The organism is Mycoplasma aquilae ATCC BAA-1896, from assembly GCF_048074525.1.
In the GTDB taxonomy this organism is placed as follows: Bacteria; Bacillota_I; Bacilli_A; order Mycoplasmatales; family Metamycoplasmataceae; genus Mycoplasmopsis; species Mycoplasmopsis aquilae.
Genome location: NZ_CP182208.1, coordinates 269,179 through 294,199, shown reverse-complemented (window position 1 = coordinate 294,199; position 25,021 = coordinate 269,179). Strand labels below are relative to the sequence as shown.

The following is a 25,021-nucleotide window of genomic DNA, read 5'->3' as shown; positions in this document are numbered from 1 at the left end:
ATTTTCACATAGTTTTTCCTTTCTATTTAGTTTTTTTCTTTTACTACTCTGTAATTTGTTTGATCAACAAATCTATTATATGTAGTTGGTAAAATATAATTTGGATTTGTTAAGGTTGCCGCAAAAGGTGATTTTGACGCAGTCATAGCAAACATATCTGGAACAGCTCCTGAAATATTAGACATTTCAACAGCTAATTCTAATAAGTCTTTTTTAGTTACATCTAATGAATTGTTGTATTGTAATCAGAATTTAGCATTTAAGTCATCTAGAGTAATGTAATCTGCAACATTATCGGTATCATCTAAATTAACAAGTTGTCCATTGACAAATTTTTGATTTCCTAATCAATCTGTCATATTGTTCAATTCGTCTGTAGTTAAATTTTTAGCTATGTCTTCTAATGAAACTGATAATTTTTGTCCAGGTTGGGAAACAAATTCTTTAAATGACTGAGCTGCTTTATAAAGTTGTGGGTATGATTTTTTTACTTTATTAGCATATTGTTCATCCGTTAAGATTGAAGCAAATAAAGCTGTTAAATTCAATGATTGTGCATAAGCTGTAAATGCTGATCCAATTCCATTATAGTCATATGTTCATCCAACTCTAATGAATGGAATTGTGTCATTAAATCAATAATCGAAAAATACATTTCTTTCTTGTGGATTGAAAGCTTTAATTTTGAATTCTAATCTATCATCCAACCCGTTAATAGCATCAGCATAGTTTTGATATGCTTGTTTCATTGGCTGAGTTATATTACCAAATGATCACATAATTTCTAATTTAACTTTTTGACCAATAATTTCAGGGTGAGCAGCATAAACTTTATCTAATAATTTTTTCATTCTTTGTTTCATTTGCTCGTAGGCAACTGATTTAGACATATCTTGAGCTGCAACATTTAAGTTTTGAGTATCTGAAGGTTTTAAAAATGTATTTTTAGTTGCATCAAAGACAATACGTTCTCCAGTTTGTGCATCAACCACAAATGTTCCATTAATAATATCGTGATTTGGTCTTAAGCTATTGTTTGGCAATGATGTATCAGATGCATTAGCATTTAAGTTTGCATCTGGTGCAAAAGAAGTAATTCATGGATATGCTGGGTTAGCTTGTGAAAGCTGATCAGCAATTGAAGCTCATGCAATTGAAGAAGAAATAATGTTTCTAAATTCTCCACCAAGCCCTAATGTTGTATATGGCATAATGTTTTTACTATTACCACTCATTAATTCTTTATTCGATACCCCATACATTGCATATGCAAAAGCATCACTCATATAAGATCTATCTGATTTTTTAGGTAATAAATTTCATATAAAAGCTTTGATTAATTGTGTATTAGAAAGAACTTGTTTATATGACATTCCATATGCCGAAGGATTTTTTTGAACTGCTTCTTTGTTATTTTTAGTTAAGTCATTGAAATTATAAACAGCTAATCCACCTGCTATATATTTGTTATATGTGTTGATTTTATAGGTTTCAGGATCAATTGGAGCTTGTAAATAGTTTGTTGTAAATTTTGCAATTGTTTGATTTGAGCCTGTATATGTTGTGTCAAAATAGTATGGATTTAAATATTGAGATATTGAAAAAGTTTCTGAGTCAAATGGTTTAGCATAGTATTTTCCAGCAAACAGTGTTGTTTCTGGGTTAAATCCATATCAGTAAATACCTGCTTCTCTGGCTTGACCTGAAGCTGATTTAACTGCTTCAACTATAGTATCATAAAGTTGCTTGTTATTTTTAGTAGCAAGAACTTGAGAATAAATATCCTCTGTATTATTTAGTGTCATATCAGCAATATAGGTTGATGGAGCAGGAACAAAGTCATAAGTAGTTGCTATATTTTGGAAAAAGTTCATAAATTGTGCCGGTGAACTTTGATTATATTTTGAAACCATAAATAAGTCATCAGTTTCATTAGGGTTATTTGGATTAGGTGAATGAATTACTGTTTTACTCTTATTTAGCATTTGTTCAATATTTACATTAAATAATTTATAAATGTAAACATTTGGGAAAGTACTATTTGGAGAAAAGGAATCACCTGGTACTGTTAATAATTTTCTAACTTCTTCATCAATATAACTGTTTCCACCATTTTGTGTTCTATATTTAGCATCATTCATATAAGTTCTAACTACAGATGTGTAAAAATCATTAGAGTTAATTGGGTATTGTGTCTTTTGCCCTTGTGCATTTACTCAAAATTGTCCAGGTCTAATTCTGAAAGCAATTTTAGCTGCCTTTTCCAGAGCTGATGCAAATTCTTTAGAATTAATTGAACGTGGATTAGATGATGTTCTTATTACAACAGATGAAGAATATGTTCCATCGGCATTATCCGGTTTTTCCACTAGCCCTGCATCATCTTGATCAAAAATTTTGACGTCATATTCAGGGTTTTGTAAATCTGAACCTTCTTTTGGAATGTAGACATAAATAGCATCAGCAAGTTCTAATTTATACCTTTGCACTTCAGGAGAAATAATTTTTTGAGCTTTACTTTGTGTAACTCCAGCTTCTGAAATGTTATAGCTTTGTTTATTTAAAATATTTGGACGCCCTAAAGTTTCGATAGAAATAAAACTTAGTGTTGTTGTATCCATTGTTGATGGTGTACTTCTAGTACCATATGAAGATGAATTATCTGCAGGATATGCTGTTAAACCAAATGATGAATTATAAGAAACTTGGTAAACTCTAGCTTTCGCAATTTTATCACCTACAGGGTAACTAGAAAAGGTAAAATCAGGATTTATAATATTTTCGAGTTCAGCTTTTGAAAGATAGTTGCCAGTACCTTGTAATTTATCATCCCCAGTCTTGTCTAAAGCATTCATATCATACTCATAAATATCAGTATTTAATTTTTTAATTAACTTAAAGTATTTGTCAAATTCTTGATATGAATTGTTTAACTGAGCGCTAAATTTTGCTATTTCAGAATCAATCATTGCTTTTTTTGATTCAAAAAGTTTTTGTTTATTAACTAATTGAGCTTTTAAATCAGCTATTAAGCCTTGTGCTTTAGTAATTTCTGTATTTAAAGATGCAATTCTTTTAGTTCTTGCATCAGGATCATTGGCAAATGATTGAGCTAAAGCTAATTGGCCAACTGTTTTTTGTAGCCTATTTAACGCTTCTAATTTTTCCTTTGCTGCTGCTAACTTATCCACTAGTTTAGAAGCAGTTGTGGTACTTAAAGTTTTCATTTCAGTTTCTAATTCTGATATTTTAGAAAGTATTTCTTTTTTTACATTTTCTTGTTCTTGATCTTTTAAAGTAGCTAACTTATCTTTTAGTGATTGAATTTCAATACCAACATTTTCGATAGCAATTTGATTTTTATTAATTTCATCTGAAATATTATCTATTGTTGAACTTGCTTTTTGCACTTGTGAAACAACAGAATTATAGATGTATTGCTTTCCATCACTGTCTTCTGGAAGTACAGAAGGCAATTTCATGTTTTGTATTTTATCTAAAAAGTCTTTAATTTTTAAATTAAGTAAACTGTTTTCAAGCAACTTAATTTCATTCACTAATTGTTCAAAGTCATTTTTTCCAGCTGCTAATTTGTAATATTCAATCTCTCCTTGTGCTGTTAAAACAACATTTTGTTGAAATTGAATTTTACTTTCAACATCTTTAACATCATTTACAAATGGCGTTAATGAATTAAGTAAGTTGTCTTTCTGAGAATTTAATTTACTATATTCATTTCAAGCTTTTTTGGCTAGTGCATCATATTGAGCCACTTCCTTTTGTGCTTTTTGGAGTTGATTTTCATTAGTGATTATTGGCTTTGATTGTCTAGTATTGTCGCAACTAGCAGCGACAAATGGAAGAGAGATTCCGACTGTAGCTAATGTTGACAATAATAAAAATTTTTTCTTCATGTACTCCTCCTTATTTTTTGATTTTAAAAATTTTTGCTCCTAATTCAATTCATTCTTGAATTAATTCTTCTACATAATTAAAACCTAATTCATAAAACTCATTGCTTTCTAAATCTACACCAACATTTTTTAAAATTTCTATTGGGTAGTTTGAACATCCTGCTTTTAAAAAATTATTTATATAATTTTCTAAAGCTACTGTACCTTCTTTTTTGTACTTTGCAAAAAAGAAATTTGCTACTAATTGACCTATGGCGTACTTGTAAACGTAAAAGCCATAATAAAAATGAGGTACATAAATAGATTTTAAATTTTCTCGTGCGTCATATTTATATGTTTTTTTCTTATCACTCTTATATTTTAAAGAATTTTTGAAGTAAATGTCAGATAATGTTTCATAACTACCAGATGCATTTCCAGCAGCTATTGCATTATATAAATCGTATTCGTAATTTGCTCATTCAACTTGGCGCAATACAGTGCCAATGAATCCAGAAATCATGTTTCCTAGTATTTTAAATTTTAATTTATCGTCATTTGATGTTTTAAGTAGATAATCAAATAACATTAATTCATTAAAGATTGAAGCAATTTCAGCTAAAAAGATTGGATATTGTGACTTAACTAATGGTTGATATTTAGATGAAAAATATGAATGCATTGAATGACCTAATTCATGAGCTAGTGTTTCTACACTGTCTAATCTACCATCAAAGTTCATCAAAATATATTTTTTATCAATATCGTATGTTCCACCAATACTATATGCTCCTGAGCGTTTATTATCTACTGGCATAAAGTCTATTCAATTTTGGTTAAATGCTTTAGCAACTTGTTCTTGATATTCTGAGCCAAAAGGTTTAGTTGCATTAGCTACTATGTCTTTTGCTTCTTCAACAGTATATTCAGATTTCACATTAACTAATTCTCTAGAACCATCTCATTTTTTCATTGGTTCTTTAAATTTAGCTAAATAAAACTTTTTGTAAGCTTGGGTGTATTTTTTAAAGATTGCACTTCTGGTTGCTACTTGATCAAATAATTTTTGTAAAATTTCATCACTTACTTTATCAGCATTTGTCAACATTGCAACAGCAGATGGATAATTTCTAATTTTAGCTTCAACAACTATGCTTTTAAATTGTTGATAAAGGGTTTCTGCTAATGATTGGCGATGTTGATAATAAGCATTTCAATAATTTTGGTAAGCTTGCTTTCTAACTTCTTTATTATTTGATTTAGCAAATGTGACACGATTAGTTGGATTTAATTTAACTTTTTTATGTTCGGAAAGTTGAATATATCCATAATCAAGTTCACTGTCTGTTATGATTGAAAAAATGTTATGAGGGTCTGGTTCGCCTAGAGAAGACTTAATAATATATTCTTCTACTTCGTCGCTAAGTTTGTGAGAATATTGTTCAATCGAGTCTTCAATTTCACGTTTATATAAAGCTAATCTAGGGTCATTTTTTCATTGTTTCATTTGCTCAATGTGAGCAAAGAAACGATTAGTTTCTGAACCATATTCCTCTTCTAATTGTTGATTTAAGAATTCTCATTCCTGTATTAACTGCTTAAATTTAGGATCAACTATATTAATGTTATGGTTATTTGATAAGTAATTATCAATCTTAAAACTTATTATAGTTTGCTTTTCTGATTCAATTAAATCTTGTAAGTATGCATCTATGTTATTGTATTTTGTATCTTTATTTTGTATTCTTGCTTGAAATATTTCTTTATATTGTGCAATCCATGATTCTAAGCTTTTACCTTCAAGTATAGCTTCCAAATCCCAGCGATATTGTGTTGGTACATCTGAATATTTTTTATATTGTTTAGCTGCCATGTTTTCTCCTTAATAAATATGGAAAAAGAAAGTTTTGTAGGCTACAAACCTACAAAACCCATAGCAAAAAATTATTTTTTATCCCTGGAATTTGTAAATCTATAGCACCAATGTTCTTAAACAAAGAGTAGAAATCTTTTATGCTTTTCTACCAGCATCTAGGTTGCCACCATCAATGCTTCGGCTTTTATATCCTTTCAATATTTATCATCGCATGCCTGCTAAAATATTTACTTTTACTAAAAGCTCCTCTATAGTTTATCTTTAGCAATAACAGATTTCTAGGTTGAATCTGTTATTTATATGAGCCAAAAACAGATACAACTAAAACACATTCATCATAATATGTCAGTGACGACGGATGAAGGTGATAATAATATTAGTTGTAATCACGTTTCTTTCTTTTTTCATGGGTTTATTATAACACACATCTAGCTGAAGCAATGAAAAAAATGGTTATTCCATATTTTTTCCACATTTTCGCTTTTAACTGCATAATATAGTACTAAAAAACATTACATTTTTATATTACCATGTAAAATATCTAAGAAATCTGTTTAAAATTTGATTTTATTTAGAAAAAATATTGAATTTTTACCTTTAAGACTATGCAATAATGCTAAAAATAAAATGCGCTTTATTTTGCAAATGATAGAATACAATAGAAAGGATAATATGAAAAAAAATAAGCACACAGTCGCAAGCAAAGCCAGCTTTTGGGAAGTATTTCTTTTCATTTTAAAAGTAACCATAATTGGATTCGGCGGTGGTAACGCACTAATGCCAGTAATTCAACGTGAAGCTGTTGGAAAGAAAAAATGACTTACCGAAGATGAATTTGATGATATTGTTATTGTTACAAATATGCTACCGGGGGCTTCTGTAATACAAACATTATCATATATCGCAATTACATTACTTGGCAAAGTTAAAGGAACTATACTTACATTAGTCGCTATATTACCGCACGTCCTTTTAGCTTTTGCTTTCTTAGTTGTATTAACTAAGTATTTACCTGCGGAATACTTAAAAATAGTTTCAGTAGGTGTCTTAGTGGCAATTATTGCCTTCTTAATTAATTTTGGAGTAAGATATGCAAAACAAGCACACAAAACAATGTCTACTCCTTTATGAATACTTATTTTTCTTTTTTCAGCAGGATATTCATTATTTATACCTGCTCCATACAATTTACCTGTTGTAGCTATTGTAGTTGTTATTGCTATTTATAGTATTTGATATTTAGCAACTAGAAAGAAGAGACAACTTAACACACCAAAAGTACAACAAATTGAACAAAAGAAAATTTGTGAGATTTCAAAAGAAGAATTAGAAGAAGCTGACATAGAAAATAATATTCAATGTGAAGATCCAAAGAATAAGGAGGATAAATAATGCCTATAATCGGTTTTTTAGTTTGTATTCCCTTAATCATTTTTATCTCATTATCCGTTTTTGGTGGTGGACAAGTTTTTATGCCTATTTTCCAATGATTATGAAACTTAATGCATTCCACCTTTGGAGTAGAACAGTTAGATGAAACTGCAATCAACAATATCTTTACAGTAGCAAATACCACACCTGGTGTTGTCTCAACTAAATTCGCGTTCTTTACAGGTTATGTAGTAGCTAATGGATCATGATGAGGTTATTTAGCTATGTTTGTAACATATTTAGTCTTTTGTTTGCCGGCAATTATAGTTATGGCTATTACAATGAAGTATGTTAAAAAATTCAAGACAAATAATTATGTTGCAAATATGTTAATTGTAATGAAACCTATAGTGGCTGGAATTATGATTTCACTTGCTATTTCTCTTCTAGTTTCTATTTTAGTTCCTGAATATTACTTCAACTCATCTACTAAAGGATATTTAGGAGTTAGTGAGCAAAATTATTTCGTTGGATATAAAAATATCTTGTTAAAAGTGTATGTGCCATTGGGAATTATAGGTTCTTATATTATGGCCAAAAAGAAAGTTTCGCTCTTTATTATTATTGTAGTAAATATTATTATTTCACTAATTCTGTTTGCTCCATATGCCGGATAGTCACACTTAGGTGTGATTTTTTGTATCAAAAAACACACTCATATGATTAGAGTGTGCTTTAATTATTCCTAGTTATTTGTTACGGGAGTTCCGAAATATGAAACTGTATTATATGCTGAGTCAATTACATAGCCTTCAGGTAATGTTTGACTGAATGCATTGTCGATATTGTATTGAGCAAGATCGTTTGTGTATTCAGGAAGGAAGGTTGCTTCTAAATTAGGTTGATATGATAAATAGTTTTTATATACATCAAAGAAGTATTTCTTACCTTCTGCATCTTTAAATTCGATTCAGTAGAATGATTTCGCAAAATCAGCATATGGTTGTAATTGAGCTTGTAATGTGCTTAATTGTTTTTGTAATTCTGCTTTCTTTGTTCCGTCAGTTTCAACTTTGATTTTTTCATTTAAAGCATCAACTTGTGGCTGTAACTCAGCAATTTTCGCATTAATTGCTTTTGTACTTCCTTTAACTAATTGAACATTGTATAAACCATTTCCGAATAATGTTTCAGAATATAATGCTGCAAGTGATGAAACTGTAGTAACAGAGTGTGATACTTCAGTATTTAATATTTTAAATACTTTTAAAATATCATCTTTAATTAATTCGTTATCTAACAATCCACCAGTAATTGTTCCTTGCTTAATGTCAGAATTTCCTTTGATTGCAACTAATTGTTCATTTAATTCTTCTTTTAATTTAGCAACTTCTTCTTGTTTTCCTTCTACACTTTCAGAACTTTTGATTTTTTCAATTAACTCAATAGCTTTTTGAGAACCTTCTTCAATTTTTTGAAGAAGTGGTCTATATGGAGCAAGCATTTCTTTTTGAGTTTGGATTTGTTCTTCTAAAGCAGCTATATCTCCTGATGCTTTTCCGGCTTTAATTTCTTTAATTTGTTCTTGAAGTCCATAAATTTCAATTTCAATACTATTCATACTATATAAGTATAGTTGAGTAGCATGTGTTCAGAAGTATAGGTATGGATTAGACAAGAAACTTACTTGTTGTTCTGGAGTTAAGTGAGTTTGTGTAGCAATAGCTTCGTGGTTATCATTAAGTACTGGATTAAAAACAGTATATTTTAATGAAGCTTGACCAGTGTCATTGTTTAACCCATAAATCAAGTTTTGTGGAGCGAATCCTAAAGAAATACCACTACTTTCTTTTGCGTCTAATTTAACAGCATAGTTAATAAATGCTGTTTTCATAATTCCATAAATTTCTTTGAAATACTTAACAGGGTTTTTGTTTATTTCTGTAAATTTTAAGTTGTCTAAAGAACCAAAGAATTTTTCTTGGAATTGTTGAAAATCAGAAGTAGGAATTGAATTATAGTATTTAACTACCTTTTGGAAGTTAAATGTACCTTTCATACTTGCTTGATCTCATTTGAAGATTGCTGTCTCTGGGTTGTTTAAACTATTTAAATATGTTGCATAAAATGGTGTGTCTTTTAAGAAGTTTTCAACCACAGCTTTTGCATCCTGTTCAGTTACTATTTGTTTTGAAAATTGTTCTTGATCTAAATATGTGTATTCTCTTAAAGCTTTAAGTGCAATAACTAATTTAGCTACAACTTTCTTAGCTTCACCATCTTCACGAGGTTTATCTTTTTCTTTATCAATAACAACTTTTCCTTCATCATCATATTCGAGGAATTTAATTGAATTAAATACTTCCCTTGGCATATTTGCAGCATCAATTAAACCTTTTAATGTTCTATATTGAGCTGGAATATTAGGGTAGAATGTTGCATCTTTAGCACTTGCTATATATTGTTTAAGATCTAGATTTAATTGAACAATTTCTTGCTCAATTCTCTTTTGGTTATCTGCTCCAGGAATTTTTGCAATTTTCTTAGCATCTGCAGCAATTTCATTTGTTTTGTAATTTACTGTAAATACATCTTTAATTGTCACCTTGTATCTATCATTGTTTACTTCCACTATTGATTGTGGGCTAATTTTAAAGTTTACAAATGTATAAGTTAATAATCTACCATTAAATAAATTATTTTCAAATTCAACTAAATTAGGTTTTTCAGCTGATGCAATGTGTTTTTTAACACTAAATCCATTATCATTAATAAATTTCTTAGAGTATATAATAGTTGGATTATCATCATACATACATGATACAGCACTAAAAGGTATGAAACCTGCTGCAGCAACTGAACCTAAAATTAATGGTAATTTTTTGAATTTTATTTTCATATTAGTAAAACATTTGCACATAATTTAATGATTTTATTCCTGAATAAGCAATAATTGTACCCATCACGAATAATAAACAAGCAAATGCTAATCCTCCTATTGAATATGCTTTAATGTATTGATATGAATCAATAATTTGATTGTCTAAGATTACTTTTTGATTTAAATCTAAAATTGGTTGAATTTGTGAAATTAAAACCGATAATGCAATAATAGCAATTAATGATAATACTGCAACAATCGTTCATGTAATAACTTTTCTTTTGTAATTTTTCATAATTATCCTTTAATTGTTGAACCTTGTCTACTAATAGCAGCCATAATTCTCTTTCTAAAAATTAAGTAAACAATAAACATAGGTAAGATAACCATTAAGCTGGCTGCAAGTTTAACGTTTTGCATTACGTTTGCACCAGATTCAGGGTCATCAGGATTAATTCCAGCTTTGAATAGTCATACTGAAACAACATCAAGTTTAGCAGATGAAATAGTTGAAACGATTGATGGTCATAAGTATGAGTTTCATGAAGCAAGTGATGTAAGGATAATAATTGTTAATGTTGTAGGAATTACCATTGGGAAAGCAACTTTGAATAAGTATTTAATTCCTCCGGCACCATCAACAAGTGATACTTCTTTAATTCTTCCAGGTATTGCTTCGAATGCATTTTTATACATAACAGTATTGAAAATACTTGCTGTGAACGGTAATGCAACTGCAAATAGGAATCCGAAGTATTTAACAGCCATATCAGTTTTTAAAACAACTAAATATTGTCCAGATAATAAGGCAACTTCAGGAAGAACAAGTAAGGCTAAGGCTAAGAATCAAACGACTCCTTTACCTCTTCAGTTACGTAATGAGAATGCATATCCCATTAAGAAAGTAATAAATACTTTAAGAGTAACTGATACTAATACGTTTAAGAATGTTAGAAGCATAGCACTTCAGTAACCTGAAGACATAGCTCTACTGTATGTATTAGAAACAACATCAGCTCAAGGCACTAATTGTAATCCAGTATTACTATAATATGTTAAACCTTGAGAAAATGATGGTAATAATCTAAATTCATTCTTTAATGAACCAGCTTCAGTATCATTCATGAATGAAATAGAAATCATGTAGAAGAATGGGAATAGAACTACTATCCCGAATAAGACTAAAAGTAATAATTTAAGAGATGTTGTTGTAACAACTTTGGCAACGCTTTTTTCAGTTACTTGAGATGATACTCTTTCCTGATTCTTACGAAGCTTTTTTTGCATCAAGTGCTTGCGTAGCTTTAACTTTAACTCAAACATTTCTTTCTCCTAAGTTATTTAATGAAGTTTGCACCATGAAGAATCCACCTCTAACCATTGATGAGAATGTAACTCCGATGATGAAAAGTGAAATTGATGCAGCACCAGCTAATTGGAAATCACCTGTTTGTGTTTGTAAGTAAACATAAAGCATAAGTGATCCACCCCCTGCGTTAAAGGCATTAACTGGTTTGTTTTCGAATAATGCAAGTGGGAATACTTTTAGTCCTCCGATAATTCCTAATGTAATTAGGAAGTTAATTGTACTTTTAATTGATGGAAGTGTAATTGTGAAAAATTGTTTAAATCCATTTGTACCATCAATTGAAGCTGAACGATATAGGTTTTTATCAACACCTAACATAGCTGTTGTGAAGATTAAAATATTGAATGCTAGACCATTTCAAATACCATTAACAATCATTGCTATTAAAGCGTTGAATGTATATTGGTCTTGTGTTTCTAATCAAGCAACATTTGTTCCTAAAATTTTATTTAATAATCCATATGTACCAAATAATTGGATGAATGCAAGTGAGACAGCAACACCATTAGTTACATAAGGCATAAAGAATACTGTTTGTCAAAATCCCTTAGCAAATTTTCTATATAGCTTAGCTATAACAGAAGAGATTACTAAGGAAATAATCATTACAAATGGTAGAACAAACATACCATAGATGAATGAGTTTCTAACCCCAACTGCAAAACGTGGGTCAGAAAAAACTTTAATGTAGTTTCCAAAAGTAGGGTTATTTTGCTTATCCTGGAATGAACTAATTAAGTTTAAGAACATAGGTGTGATTGTAAACATTAGTAAAAGAATTAAACCAGGTAGAAGTAATAAAAGTGGTTTTCAAACTGGAGTTCTTTCATCTAATATTGAGTGTGATAAAGTAGATTTTTTAGTTGATTGTTTTTTAACTGATCAACTAAAAAGAAATGGAAGTTTTCTTTGTAATACAGAGTGGGCTTTATTATCTAACAACTTCATATTGAAGTCTTTCTTCACTTGATGCATCAAAAATGTGTAATTTGTTTAATGGTACATCAAAGTAGATTTCATCACCGATGTGGAATTCATAGTTGTTGTCAAGCAAGAAGTTAATTCTTCCTGTTCCTTCAACATCCACAACTAGTTTACTTTCTTTTCCGAAGTTTTCTTGAACAACTACTTTACCTTTAAATGAATAGTTATCACCTTTTTCTTTAATAATAAAGTCTTCAGAACGAACACCAATATTTAAAGCAATGTTATCTTTTCCAACTAATTTGATTTGTGGTAATTCAACACCTGCCATTGTTAATTTTCCATTAACAACTTCAGAAGGGAATAATCCCATTTCTGGCATACCAAGGAATCTAGCAACGAATTGGTTTTTAGGTGTGTTGTATAGTTCAAGTGGCGTACCCATTTGTTGAACTTTAGCCATTGACATACAGATAACGATGTCAGAAATAGACATAGCTTCTTCTTGGTCGTGGGTAACAAACACTGTTGTAATTCCTAGTGATTGTTGGATTTCTCTAATTCATTGACGTGTTGAAATACGTAGTTTAGCGTCAAGGTTTGAAAGAGGTTCGTCCATTAATAAGATTTCAGGTTTTTTAACAATAGCACGAGCGATTGATACACGTTGTTGTTGCCCTCCTGAAAGTCTTGTTGGTTTCTTTTGAAGAATGTGAACAATTTCAACACGTGAAGCTACTTCCATAACTTCATTGTGAATTGCTTGTTTTAATGAAATATCGTCTTTTGATAATTCTTTAATTTGAGCTTTTTCTTCTTCATTTAAAAATTCATTGTTTGAATGTTTTAATTCGTTTAAAAGTTTTGCCAATTCATACTTTTTATCTAATTCATTTGATAATTGTTTGAAGTATACACGAGCAACAACAGGAAGTCTTTTAGCGTCTTCTGTTAATCTCTTATATTCTTCATTATTCTTTAGAATATCTTTGAATTCAGCTTTAGCTTGTAAATAGTTTGCTTTAGTTTCTTGTTTTAATACTTCATATTTAGCTAGAATTTCTTCTTGTTTCATTATGAATTTGTATCTTGTAAGAAGTTTTAAAGCTTTTTCTTCAAGTTTTACAATAGCAATTCTATCTTTTAACACAAGGTTATTGAAGTCAACAACTAGTAAGTTGCTTACAAATTCCTGAATGTCGTTAACTCTTTGTTGCATTTCTTCAATTGTAGCTAGTTTTTGGTAGCGTTTGTAAATTGAATCAACGTTTTGTAGAATTTCTGCTTTTACTAATTCTGCAGGAAGCAAATTATTTGCTAAATCAGAATTGTATTTTTCTTTAATAGCATTAATTTTTTGCTTAGAATCAGTTTTAATTTTTTTGTTAGTTTTAATTACGTTTTTTGTTAGTAATGAGATTTCTGAATCTTCGTGTACTAATGTAATTTTGTATTCTGTATGTGCCTTTTCGTATTTATCAACTAATTTTGCATATAATTCTGCAAGTTTGTGATCTGTTTCTTCAGAAATAACCATTCAGTTATTGAATGCTTCTCTTAATGAAGAAATTTCTTCAGCTGTTGCACCTAATTTTTTAAGGTATACAATTCTCTTTTCATTACGTGCTTTTTCGCGTGATAAGTAGAATCTTCTTTGTCAATCAGCGTCATTTTTTAGAGGAAAGGCAATATTTGCATAAACACTCATGTGTGGGTAAAGTGCATAGTTTTGGAACACGAACCCGATTTTTCTTTTTTGTGGTGTAAAATCAGTAACATCTTTTCCTTTAAAAAGTATTTTTCCAGAGGTTACTGTTAATAAACCAGCAATAGCATTTAGAGTAGTTGTCTTACCTGATCCAGAAGGTCCTAGTAATGTTACTAGTTTACCTTCCGGAATCTTAAAACTAACGTTATCTACAGCTAATGTTTCACCAAAGTCAATGTTAAGATTTTTTAATTCAATAGCAGGTATTGATTCTTTATCAATTTGTTCAATTTCATGAACATAATTCTTGATTCTTTTTAAATCTTCTTCATTGACTGTGATTGTTTTATCATTCACAGATGAAATTAATTTATTAATTAGTTTCATTGAATTCCTTTCTATTTGATATATGTAATTATTAAGGTTTTAGAAATATAATAATACTATTATATTTTAGTACAATTTTTCTTCAAGCCTCATAATTAGTGCATTTTTTCACTATTTATTTTCTTGGGCAATTTTGTTATAAATTTGTTCAAATGGAACATATGAAGTATTTGGTTTAATTAGATAAATGAATCTTGAAACATCTGTTGGAGTTTCAAAATAGTGGAAAAATCCTCTTTTTGCTTCCACTGCTTCATGCATAGCTTTAGCAATTTCTGGATAAATTAATGCTTCGTATGATTTAGGCAATGAATTATAGTTATTTACTGTTACTGTACTTTTTGCAAGAGGTAAAGTAAATCCAGCTCTAACCACTTCTGTGTTGTATGAATATTGATAATTATCTCCAAAGAATACATCAGCAGTTAATCTGCCAAATGTATCTTTACCATCAATGAAAGCAACACGAACATGGTCTCCATATGTTTTTCATAGTTCTTCGGCAAAATGTGTAGGCATTAATGCAAAAGCATATTCGAATGGAGCAGATGTTACTGATCCTGATTTGTTTCCAACAGCTTTTTCTGGTGTATCTATTCCGGCTAATCTAATAATGTGTGAACTTCCAGCTCCAATAGGACCAACATTATTTCCAATCGTTTTATCAGCTGATGCTTGTACTGTAAATGTATCACCATCTGCTGTGTTAGTAATTTTTCCATCGAAATAAAGTGATGAATCAACTTTGCTTCAATCGATTCCAGAATTTTTAAAGTTTTCTTTATTAAAGGCTGTTTGATATTTGGAAAGCACTGGGTTAATTGTCATTTCATTTTCTTTTGTAATAGAAGATGATAATTCAACAACTTCTGTGTTTTTGTTAATGAATGGCATGTAGACAAAGTTTGATATTGCTTTTATTTTTGTTAAATTTAAAGCAGCATCTTGATCATTTTGACCTTTAACCCCTAATTTAAGTCCTGTATTTCAATTACTAAATGATTGATCAAATGATTGTAAGACATATTTTAATACAATTTTTTCGCCATTTGCGTTTTCTACATTTACATTAAATTGTTTTGGAATGTTAAAGAATTGTGATGCACTTGGCATAATATATGTTGAGTTTTCAACAGGTCTGTATTCAATATTAAATGTGCTTGTAACAGCTTGATTAATATCTGATGAAAGCTTTTCTAAGGCATCACCAAATTCCATAATTTCAGCACCTTCTAATATTTTTTTAGAAACAATTTTCGCTGTTTTGAGATTTCCTTGAGCGTTTGTATCTACATTAAATTTAAATGCATAATCTGAATCAAATTTAACATTAAATGTCTTAATTTCTTTGTCATTTGAGTAATTAATTTTGTTATTTTGTGAGTAAGCTTCTTTAACTGGTGTAAAGTCACATGATACAGCGATTAATGGTGTTGCAAATCCAATAATTGGAAGAATTGAACCCATCATTAATCATTTTTTAGATTTAATTCTCATATATTCTCCTATTCTTTTTTCTTAGTTTTGAATTAATTATTAATAGCAAAAAATATAATTCATTAGGCGCACCTAACAAATTATATTTTCGCTTTTAGATCAATTTAATTATTTGTTGTTAGCACTAATGTTGCTTGTAATTTTGTTAACGAATGAGTTAAAGTCTTGAGGTGTTTCACCGTTAGCAATAGTTTTTTGTAATCCATCTCAAGCCCCTTCAATTCCGGCTCTAAATGAGTCAGCAATTAATGAACCTGGTTCTTCAAAAATTACATATTTATCTGGGTTGTTTGCAGCTTCTTTAAATAAGTTAAATGCAACTTGTAGATAATCATTCTTTCTATCACCTACTCCCATAAATTGAGGGTTTTCAACATTTTGGAATCCATTATATGGCATGATGTAACTCATAGCACTTTGAACGAAGTCTCTTGGTGTTGCAGGTGTGCCTTTATCGTCTTTACCTTTTGAATTAATTCCTAGATCTTTATATGTTTGAGTACTTGTTACTAATCATTTAACAAATGCTTTTGTAGCAATTTCGTTTTTAAAGTTTGATTTAATTCCTATAATAGATGGACCTTGTGCGAAGATTACATTCTTTGTGTTTGTATCTACTCATTTACCTGGTGTAGGAATTGAAACTAATTCTTGTTTTTCAAGGAAGTCAGTTTTTGAAAGTGTTTTCTTTTCGAATCCATTTTCCTTCAATGAGTTATAGAATTCTTCTGAGAATCCTAATTTAGGACTAGCAGGTTTAGTCTTATCTTTCGCTTTATCTTTGCTATCAGCTTTTGCTGGTGTACCATTGTTGCTTGCAGCTGGAGCTGGTTGTGTTTCAGCTGTAGCCACTACATTTGCTGGTTTTTCAGTATTTGCTGCTGGTTTTTTATCTTCAGCAGGTTTTGCAGCTGGTGTAACTGCTGCTAAAGCATTAGGGAATACAACTGCTAATGTATTTGTTTTTGCACCTTGAGTTGTTGTATAAGCGTATACAGCCCCCATTTTATCTAAAGCAGCTGTAAATGAGTTTTGGTTTGCTGTAGAAGCTGATTCAAATCCTGGGAAAGTAATCATTACAGCTTTTGCTAAATCAATGTTCTTAGTTTTAATTCCCTCAACAAATTTTGTTTGTTCATCTTTTGTAGTGAACATAATAGCGTATTGTGGTAAATCATATTTTTGATTGTCACTATTTACAGCTGTTGTAATATCTGCTGCATAGATTCCATTATTCTTATCACCAAATGTGTATAGTGGTTTAATTGTTTTAAAGTCTACTGCATTTGTTGGAACAGTTGCTGTACCATTGTCAACAGATTTAATTGTAACAACTCCTGATCTGTTTCCACTTACATTTGAGAATGATACATATTTTGAAGTTTCAAATCCAAGTCCACTAACAACTCTTTTTGATGTTGGGTTAAGGAAGTCAATTGTAATTTTTTCAGTTTCAGCAATATAGTTGTGTGAATATCCGGCTGTTGATCCAATTGAAAATGCGAATCTGTGTTTTGTTTGGTCACCTGATGAGAATTGACCTCCAGGGAATAATTTAACCCCACCATTCTTAACAGCTTCTGTCATTACATCGTAAATAGTTTTTGATTTTGTGTAAGCATCTGAGTTAGGGTTTTTTAATGGTTCGTAATTAATTTTAATTGCGTGGTTTCCTGGGTCTTCTTCAACAGCTTGAATCATTTTAGTTGAGTCAGCTTCAAGATCTGAATATAAAGCTTGTTCATATAATGATGTAGCACTGTCAACACCAAATACGTGTAAATCAGATTGTGCACCATTTTTGCTTGTATTTTCAAATAATGTTTGAGCTAATTTAGCAAATTCAATAAGTTCTTTATAGTTATTTCACATTGAATATGATAATTCATATCCTTTTCCATCTTTAACTAGAAGTTCTTGAATGTTTGTAACTGGTTTTCCTCATAATGCTGCAACAGATTGATTATCTGCAGCTCCTTTTTCTTTTAACAAGTCAACTTGAGCTTGCATTTTAGTATCACCTTCTTTAACTTTTCCACCATTTGCTAAAATTGTTTGATAAATATAGTTTAAAACAGGTGCATTAATAGCAACAACGTTTGTACTCTTGAAAGCTGGAAGAATTCATGATGACATGTTGTCAATGTATTCTGTTTCAGCGTTAATAACTGTAAATTGTGTTGAAAAGTCAGTTAAATCTGTGTTTAATGCAGCAGATGTCTTTGAGTTAAAGCTTAATAACATACCATTGTTTCCTAATGCAGAAGCAACTGGCGCGTAGTTGAATACTAAATCATAGAATTGTGATGCATTACGTGAAGAAAGGTCAAGATTAACTTTTTGAGCCCCAGCTGAGTAACCTGAACCAATGTTTTTTAATGTAACAGGTAATGCATACATTGAAATTCCATTGCTTGATACGAAGTTAATAGCTTTAGGGTCATCTTTAGCATGTTGTGTTTTGTATGCAGCTAATTCTGCTTGCATAGCTTTAACAGCTTCATTATATGTTTCTGCTAATGTTACTAAAGCTTTACCTTGTGATCCTGTTTCACTAAATGTATGAGCTATAACTATTTCATTTCTAGCATTTTGCTTAAAGCCTTGTTGAGAAGGTCTTTTAGCTGAGTTACCATCTGAGTTCATTGCACGTTGGTATTCAGTAGATGTTCTACCTAGTAAAGTAATTTTACCTTCTTGTTTATTAGTCATGTATGAAGGAAGATTACCAGCATTTATTTTTTGGTCACCTTCTTCATCTTTATCATGACATCCGGCTGAAAGAGCAACTGTTGTTACACCAACTAGCCCTGCAGCTCCTAATAATATATTTTTAAATTTAAAATTCATAAATTAAAACTCCTTAATAAACAAATATAAATATATTTGTTCTTGTTTTGTGTTTTGTATTTTTTAAGAAATGTAAGAGCGATATAAATTTGATGTATAGCTGCTCAAGTTACAATTTCTATAATAAATTATAGAGCATTTATTTTTTTATGCTGTTGAAAAAATTTATTTCCACATTTTGTTCCACATTTGCAGATTATATCCTGTGTTTCCAAGTTGGAGACACTTTTTTTGTATTTTTTTATTAAAAATTAATTTTCTATTTATGAAATAAATAGCTCTAATTTCTGATCCAAAAAATTTTTATTTTTTATTACATAATTACATAGAAAAGTGATATAATAAGGGCATGGAAAAATGAATAGTCGTAAAAATAAGAAAAAGATGATTACTACGTAAGTCTTGGAATTTCAGGTGGATATGGTAAAGGTTATAAGAGATCAATAAGTATCGGAAGTTTATCAGTACTTGAAAAGACGCATGAAAATGCATTAGATGTTTTAAAACAAATAGCGAAAACATTGCCTACTGATGCTGATAAAGAGTATATTAAATCTAAAATATCGGAAGCTTTTGAATTAACTAGGTGGAATTTGGAACTTATAACGTCGGTGTTGAATTACTCTACAAAATAATTAAGGATTTAGAACTTTTTCAAGGGTTAGAAAAAGGAAAAAGAAACAAACAGAAGAAATTTTTGAATTTCTAATTGCAAAAAGAATACTAGAACCTGAAAGTATGTTGAGAAGTTTTACTAATAAACATAAGTTTATTAACGAAATTAATGTCAAAAAATCAACTGTTTATAATTTCTTAGATTTTGTAGCTGAAAATAAGCAAAAACTAGTTAAAAATGTGAATAATAAAATTTCAGAAGTCACAAACAGAAATGTTAGTCTAGTGTTCATGGATGCCACCACATTATATTTTGAAACATTTGTAAATACAAATGAAGACTTAAAAGAAAAATTCACTCTTAAAAGAGCTGGATATTCAAAAGATGGGAAGTTTAAAGAGGACCAAGTTGTGCTTGGGATGGTTACAGATAGCAACGGAATACCTCTTGATTTTGCACTTTTACCTGGTAATGTTGCTGATCAAAAACTTTAATTCCCACAATAAATGAACTTGGAGAAATTTATAACATAACCAATGTCACAGTTATTGCTGACAAAGGTATGAATCAATATCAAAACAAAATGTGATTAAAAAATAATGGCCTAAATTACATTTTTCCAGTTAGACTTAAAGGTACAAGTAAAAAATTCAAAGAGTATGTTGTAAATGAAACAGATTATAAAGAAATTGATGGTTTACTTTGTAAAGAGGTTGAACAAGTTAATATTGATGCAGAAAATAATGCAATGAAAGTTAGACAAGTAGTGATTTACGATAAATACAAAGCTAAAAGAGATGCAGCACTTAGAAACGAAGTTATCGAAAGATTTAATAAAATTAAATCTACTGATGGAACAGCCACAGCAAGAAGCATGATATCTTATAAAAAGTATAAATATTTCAAAGAAATACAAGAATCTAAATTCGCCATGGATATGGACAAAGTTAGAGAAGATAAGAAACTCGATGGTTATATAGTTTTTGAAACCACAAGATGAGACTTATCAATTAAAGAAATCTTAGACATTTATAAAAATCAATGAAGAATTGAAAATAACTTTAGAGACTTAAAAACAACTTTAGAAACTAGACCTATGTTTGTCAGAACTGATGAACATGTTCTGGGACATATAACAATTTGCTTTATTGCATTAGTTATTCTTAATTATTTAACATGATTAGTAAATAAAAACCAAGCCCAAAAACTTGGTGTATTAGATAAAATAACATCTCAAAGAAATATTATTAGCAATAAAATCTGCCATGGTTAATTTTAAAAAGGTGGATGGTGTAGTCGTTGAAGAAAAAATGTGAAGTTCTGATGAAATTAAAGAAGAAATCGAACTGTACCATTACATTTTAAACTTAATAAAGTAATTTTTCCTGAGCTTCGAGTTTTAAGAGTCAAAAAACGAATAGTCCTATATTATGGGGCTATTCGTTTTTTCATACATTAAATTACTTGTACAAATTTTTTAAATATCGTTTCGATTGTTTCATAATCTGAAATATGGTCTGAGCTTTTGAGTGTTTTTAATATAAATTTCTTCTTTAACTTCACCATTTACAACTTTCACTACCTTTTCAGCTGATTTTATCGCTGTGATAAGTCTATCATTAGAAAATTTATCAATAACTCCTGTGCTTGCAAGAACTGTATTGATCTTGTGAAGTAGAAATTTTATAATAACAAGAGATATGAAGCACAAAATTAAATGCGCATTAATGTGATCATCAGTTCATACATACATAGGTCTAACTTGAAGTGATGACTTCATTGTTCTAAAGTTTTCTTCTATTTGTCATTGTTTTGCATAAATATTCACCACTTCTTCTGGTGATAAGTCATGTCTTGAAGTTTCATAAATATAAAATCCATCTAATTGACTGTCTTGACTTAATTTTTGGCTATCTAATTCATAAAATGAACTTCCAATTTTCTTAAAGAATCTATATTTTTTACCACTGGTTAGCTTGCTTGCTTCAACTAATCCATTTTTGTTTTTTAACTTGTTAAAGTTATCAATTAATATTTGTCTGTCTGTTTTATCTTTTGTTGCTCTTTTTTACTAAATGTAACAATTCTTCTTCTAACTATACCATTAGGTCTTTTTTATTAAAGAGTGAAACAACTTCTTGCTCTTTAAATTTGAATTCTTCATTTCCTTGATAATTACTTTCATCGAGCACGTATTCTTTAAAAGCTTTAGTTCCTGTTTTTAATCTATAAGAAATTACATAATCTATTCCTTTTGCTCTAGAAATCTAAGTGTTTTAGAAGTTGACATTCCTTTATCAGCAATAATGGTTACATTTTTAATTTCGTATGTTTTAAGCATTTCTAAAATAAATGGGATAAATGTGTTTGCGTCTGCTGTATTTCCTTTAAAGGTTTTAAAATGAATTGGAATTCCATTTCCATCTGTTGCCATTCCAACCACCACTTGGTCTTCTTTGAATTTTCCATCTTTTGAATATCCACTGTGTCTTAATCCTGAACGGGAAAAACTTTCAAAATACATTGTTGTTGAGTCATAGAAAACTAATTCAACTTTTCTTGTTGTGTTTTTCATTATTTTTTCATTAACTTTATTTAGAATTGCTTTTTATTTTGATTAACCAGATCTAGTAGTGTATAGTATCCATCTTTACTTGTTTCTGGAGCACCTTCATATTTATACTTATCTTTATGCATTAATATGTAACTTTTCGCATCAATGATTCTGCTAGCAATTGTGTATTTTAAAAGTTTTTCAAGGTCTTTATGTCTTGTTTTTGGCAGGGCATTAAAAATCTCAAATTTATCAATTACACTGTAAAGTGTATTAATACCATAATTCACATTGTATACCTCGGTTTGAGAAGAATTTAATGCAAACATTATGCTTTGCTTAATTTTTTCTTTTGAATCATCAATATTTAAAGTCTCACATACATTTTTAATTACATTTATCGGGTCCGAACATAATGTTTCGAGTTTTTCTAATCTTCCAATTCCAACTTGGTTACTATATCCTTTCCCATATCCATTTGATGTGGCAACTGAAATATATGTGTGATCTTTTCTTTTGTGTTTTATTAGTATGAACTTATCTGACATATTCATATTATAGCACTTTATACAAGTAATACAAGTAGAAAAATAATAAAATTTAGAAGAATTAAAAAGTCCATATATCTTTGATATATGAACGTAAAACTTTTAAAATAATTGTTGTTTTTTCAGGCTCAAACTCCGAAACTCAGTGGACTTAAAAACAACTTTAGAAACTAGACCTATGTTTGTCAGAACTGATGAACATGTTCTGGGACATATAACAATTTGCTTTATTGCATTAGTTATTCTTAATTATTTAACATGATTAGTAAATAAAAACCAAGCCCAAAAACTTGGTGTATTAGATAAAATAACATCTCAACAGAATATTATTAGCAATAAAATCTGCCATGGTTAATTTTAAAAAGGTGGATGGTGTAGTCGTTGAAGAAAAAATGTGAAGTTCTGATGAAATTAAAGAAGAAATCGAACTGTACCATTACATTTTAAACTTAATAAAGTAATTTTTCTATGTAATTTTAAGAACAAAAAAACGAATAGCTCTATATTACGGGGCTATTCGTTTTTTACTCCTTATCAACTTGGAAACACAGGCTGCTCAAGTTACAATTTCTATAATAAATTATAGAGCATTTATTTTTTTATGCTGTTGAAAAAATTTATTTCCACATTTTGTTCCACATTTGCAGATTATATAAAAAAGCTCGCTTTTTATTATTTGGCGAGCTCTATTTCATAGACATTTTGGACTGTTTTAGACATTTTTCTAATAGTTCCAAATTCTTTTTTAAATTCATCAAGTTGATTAAAAGCTTCAAAAGACTGTTTTGAACTTCAACGTTCAATAACAAGAACTTTATCTTCAGCTTCTAATCCATATTCAAAAGAAAGATTTTCTTCTTTCATTCTTGTTTTTTTAGTTAGGATATATAAATAATCAATGAATCCCTTCATTTTTTCTGGATTAATTATATATCTTGTAGCTTTTGCAAAAATCATATTAAATACTCCTAAACATAGTATTTGGTATTGCTTAAATAAATACTATTTCTTAATTCTTGAAAAAAGAATAAATTCTTTCCCTTGATTAATGTTATCAAATTTAGACCAGTTTGTTAATAAATCAAATGAAAAATTATTTATTCCCAGAATTTGAGCCACTTCTTGAGTTTTTCTTGGCAATACTGGAGCTAAATATAATGAGACAGCATAAATACCGTTAAACAATCTAACAAGAATTTGTTCTAAACGTGGTAAATCTTCTTTTAAAGTTCAAGGTTTAGTTTCATCAATATATTTATTTAGTTCACTTGAAAGATCAATTGCCACCTTTAAAGCTTTATCAACTTCTAGTGCATCAAAGTGTGCTTTGTAGCTAACTAGTGAACTAGCTATTTTTTCTTCAATTGCTAGGTCTATAGCAAGATTAGAAGCTTGATAGTGTAAAGGATTTTGGAAGCTATTAGCTTTCATTTTTACACTACGAGCCACTAAGTTTCCGTAGTTATTAATTAAATCAGCATTAATTACATCAATAAAACGATTTTCTTCTCAAACTCCATCTTCTCCAAGAGTAATTTGTGAAGCAAAATAATATTTAATCATTTCTGGATGGTATTTTGCAAGTAATTCATATGGATCTACAACATTATTTTTTGATTTAGACATTTTTCCAGTTGGTGTAACAAGTCAACCATGAGCTTGAATTTTACTTGGTTGTTTTAAATTTAAAGCTTGCAAGAAAATTGGTCAATAAATCATATGGAAACGAGAAATTTCTTTTCCAATTAGATGAACAACTTCGGACTCATTTCAATATTGTTCAAATTCTGCACTTTGGTTTGAGTTTTTAACATCAAAGCCAAGGGCAGTTATATAGTTACATAAAGCATCTAATCATACATATAAGGTATGAGTTGGATCTTCATTAATTTTAATTCCTCATTCAATATTAGTTCTAGTTACTGATAAATCTTCTAGTCCCTTGAGTAAGAAATTGTTTTTCATTTCATTAATAATTTTATTTGGCGCTAAAAAGTCTGGATGTGAATCGATATATTGAATTAATCAAGGAGCAAATTGATTCATTTTAAAAAAGTAAGAATCTTCTGAAACATTAATTAATTGGTGGCCACTTTGAGGGTGATAATAAGCGCCATCCTTATATATAGCTTGAGTTTCAGTTAAAAATTCTTCATCACTCACTGAATAAAGTCCTTCATATTTACCACGATAAATGTAGCCTTTATCTAAGAAATATGAAAAGATATTTTTAACACTTTCACAGTGGCTTGGAGCACTTGTACGAGAAAAGATATCATAGTTAATATCGAAATCACGTCACATTTGTTGATATTTTGCAACTAAATTATTAACAAACTCTTGTGGTTCTATACCTTGTTCTGCAGCTTTTTGTTGAATTTTTAAACCATGCTCATCACTTCCAGTTAGCATTTTAACATTGTAACCATCAAGTTTTTTATAGTTAGCAATTACTCAGGCTAATGTAGTGGTATATAGGTGGCCTATATGTAAGTTACCACTTGCATAATAAATTGGTGTTGTTATATAAAAATTCTTTTTCATTTT

General features: G+C 29.6%; 19 protein-coding genes and 1 riboswitch. Of the genes, 5 read left to right on the top strand and 14 right to left on the bottom strand.

Annotated elements, in window-relative coordinates; genetic code table 4:
* Nucleotides 1-26: 26 nt before the first annotated feature.
* Together ACM0IS_RS01395 and pepF are read right to left on the bottom strand one after the other, a co-directional pair.
* Nucleotides 27-3,914, bottom strand: a complete 3,888-nt coding sequence (locus tag ACM0IS_RS01395; RefSeq protein WP_416756495.1) for an OppA family ABC transporter substrate-binding lipoprotein — start codon at nt 3,912-3,914, stop codon at nt 27-29.
* A gap of 10 nt (nt 3,915-3,924) precedes the next feature.
* Nucleotides 3,925-5,766 (bottom strand): oligoendopeptidase F, encoded by a 1,842-nt coding sequence (gene pepF, locus ACM0IS_RS01390; protein ID WP_416756494.1) that lies wholly within the window; start codon nt 5,764-5,766, stop codon nt 3,925-3,927.
* Nucleotides 5,767-5,860: 94 nt separating this feature from the next.
* A riboswitch (Lysine riboswitch) is annotated at nt 5,861-6,028 on the bottom strand.
* Nucleotides 6,029-6,441: 413 nt separating this feature from the next.
* Here pepF and ACM0IS_RS01385 point away from each other — a divergent pair.
* Both ACM0IS_RS01385 and ACM0IS_RS01380 read left to right on the top strand, forming a co-directional pair.
* Nucleotides 6,442-7,161, top strand: coding sequence for a chromate transporter (locus tag ACM0IS_RS01385; RefSeq protein ID WP_416756492.1), 720 nt, complete (start codon nt 6,442-6,444; stop codon nt 7,159-7,161).
* A complete protein-coding gene (locus tag ACM0IS_RS01380; protein WP_416756491.1) occupies nt 7,161-7,817 on the top strand; it encodes a chromate transporter in 657 nt (218 codons plus the stop codon). The genes ACM0IS_RS01385 and ACM0IS_RS01380 overlap by 1 nt, the downstream gene beginning before the upstream one ends.
* 68 nt (nt 7,818-7,885) lie before the next feature.
* On the opposite strand, the gene ACM0IS_RS01375 is transcribed toward ACM0IS_RS01380, so the two are convergent.
* From ACM0IS_RS01375 to ACM0IS_RS01345, 7 genes are all read right to left on the bottom strand, one after another.
* A complete protein-coding gene (locus ACM0IS_RS01375; protein ID WP_416756490.1) occupies nt 7,886-10,039 on the bottom strand; it encodes a hypothetical protein in 2,154 nt (717 codons plus the stop codon).
* A 1-nt stretch (nt 10,040) separates the two neighbouring features.
* Nucleotides 10,041-10,316: a hypothetical protein gene (locus tag ACM0IS_RS01370; RefSeq protein WP_416756489.1), complete on the bottom strand. Its 276-nt coding sequence runs from the start codon at nt 10,314-10,316 to the stop codon at nt 10,041-10,043.
* Between the two features lie 2 nt (nt 10,317-10,318).
* Complete coding sequence (locus ACM0IS_RS01365) at nt 10,319-11,308, bottom strand: carbohydrate ABC transporter permease (protein ID WP_416756488.1); 990 nt, start codon at nt 11,306-11,308, stop codon at nt 10,319-10,321.
* Nucleotides 11,289-12,338 (bottom strand): carbohydrate ABC transporter permease, encoded by a 1,050-nt coding sequence (locus ACM0IS_RS01360; RefSeq protein WP_416756487.1) that lies wholly within the window; start codon nt 12,336-12,338, stop codon nt 11,289-11,291. Before ACM0IS_RS01360 ends, ACM0IS_RS01365 begins: the two co-directional genes overlap by 20 nt.
* Nucleotides 12,322-14,409 (bottom strand): ATP-binding cassette domain-containing protein, encoded by a 2,088-nt coding sequence (locus ACM0IS_RS01355; protein WP_416756485.1) that lies wholly within the window; start codon nt 14,407-14,409, stop codon nt 12,322-12,324. The genes ACM0IS_RS01360 and ACM0IS_RS01355 overlap by 17 nt, the downstream gene beginning before the upstream one ends.
* Before the next feature lie 111 nt (nt 14,410-14,520).
* Nucleotides 14,521-15,906, bottom strand: coding sequence for a thermonuclease family protein (locus ACM0IS_RS01350; protein WP_416756483.1), 1,386 nt, complete (start codon nt 15,904-15,906; stop codon nt 14,521-14,523).
* Between the two features lie 108 nt (nt 15,907-16,014).
* Complete coding sequence (locus ACM0IS_RS01345) at nt 16,015-18,756, bottom strand: P68 family surface lipoprotein (protein ID WP_416756481.1); 2,742 nt, start codon at nt 18,754-18,756, stop codon at nt 16,015-16,017.
* A 738-nt stretch (nt 18,757-19,494) separates the two neighbouring features.
* Here ACM0IS_RS01345 and ACM0IS_RS01340 point away from each other — a divergent pair.
* Nucleotides 19,495-19,866 carry a hypothetical protein gene (locus ACM0IS_RS01340; RefSeq protein ID WP_416756461.1) on the top strand — a complete coding sequence of 124 codons (372 nt, stop codon included), beginning with the start codon at nt 19,495-19,497 and terminating at the stop codon, nt 19,864-19,866.
* Nucleotides 19,867-19,934: 68 nt separating this feature from the next.
* A complete protein-coding gene (locus tag ACM0IS_RS01335) occupies nt 19,935-20,645 on the top strand; it encodes a transposase (protein WP_416756479.1) in 711 nt (236 codons plus the stop codon).
* A 204-nt stretch (nt 20,646-20,849) separates the two neighbouring features.
* Here the strand turns inward: ACM0IS_RS01335 and ACM0IS_RS01330 are convergent, their stop codons facing one another.
* The 3 genes from ACM0IS_RS01330 to ACM0IS_RS01320 all read right to left on the bottom strand — a co-directional run bounded on the left by ACM0IS_RS01330 (nt 20,850) and on the right by ACM0IS_RS01320 (nt 22,474).
* A complete protein-coding gene (locus ACM0IS_RS01330) occupies nt 20,850-21,200 on the bottom strand; it encodes a transposase (RefSeq protein ID WP_416756477.1) in 351 nt (116 codons plus the stop codon).
* A 417-nt stretch (nt 21,201-21,617) separates the two neighbouring features.
* The gene (locus tag ACM0IS_RS01325; protein WP_416756476.1) at nt 21,618-21,947 is read right to left on the bottom strand and encodes a transposase; all 330 of its coding nucleotides are present in this window, start codon (nt 21,945-21,947) and stop codon (nt 21,618-21,620) included.
* Between the two features lie 20 nt (nt 21,948-21,967).
* Entirely contained in the window at nt 21,968-22,474 is a 507-nt protein-coding gene (locus ACM0IS_RS01320; RefSeq protein ID WP_416756262.1) for a hypothetical protein, read from the bottom strand.
* Nucleotides 22,475-22,619: 145 nt separating this feature from the next.
* On the opposite strand from ACM0IS_RS01320, the gene ACM0IS_RS01315 reads away from it, so the two are divergent.
* Nucleotides 22,620-22,829: a hypothetical protein gene (locus tag ACM0IS_RS01315; protein ID WP_416756474.1), complete on the top strand. Its 210-nt coding sequence runs from the start codon at nt 22,620-22,622 to the stop codon at nt 22,827-22,829.
* Nucleotides 22,830-23,146: 317 nt separating this feature from the next.
* Here ACM0IS_RS01315 and ACM0IS_RS01310 read toward each other — a convergent pair whose 3' ends face one another.
* Together ACM0IS_RS01310 and metG are read right to left on the bottom strand one after the other, a co-directional pair.
* Complete coding sequence (locus tag ACM0IS_RS01310) at nt 23,147-23,431, bottom strand: antibiotic biosynthesis monooxygenase family protein (protein ID WP_416756472.1); 285 nt, start codon at nt 23,429-23,431, stop codon at nt 23,147-23,149.
* Between the two features lie 45 nt (nt 23,432-23,476).
* Nucleotides 23,477-25,018 (bottom strand): methionine--tRNA ligase, encoded by a 1,542-nt coding sequence (metG, locus tag ACM0IS_RS01305; RefSeq protein ID WP_416756470.1) that lies wholly within the window; start codon nt 25,016-25,018, stop codon nt 23,477-23,479.
* Nucleotides 25,019-25,021: the final 3 nt, after the last annotated feature.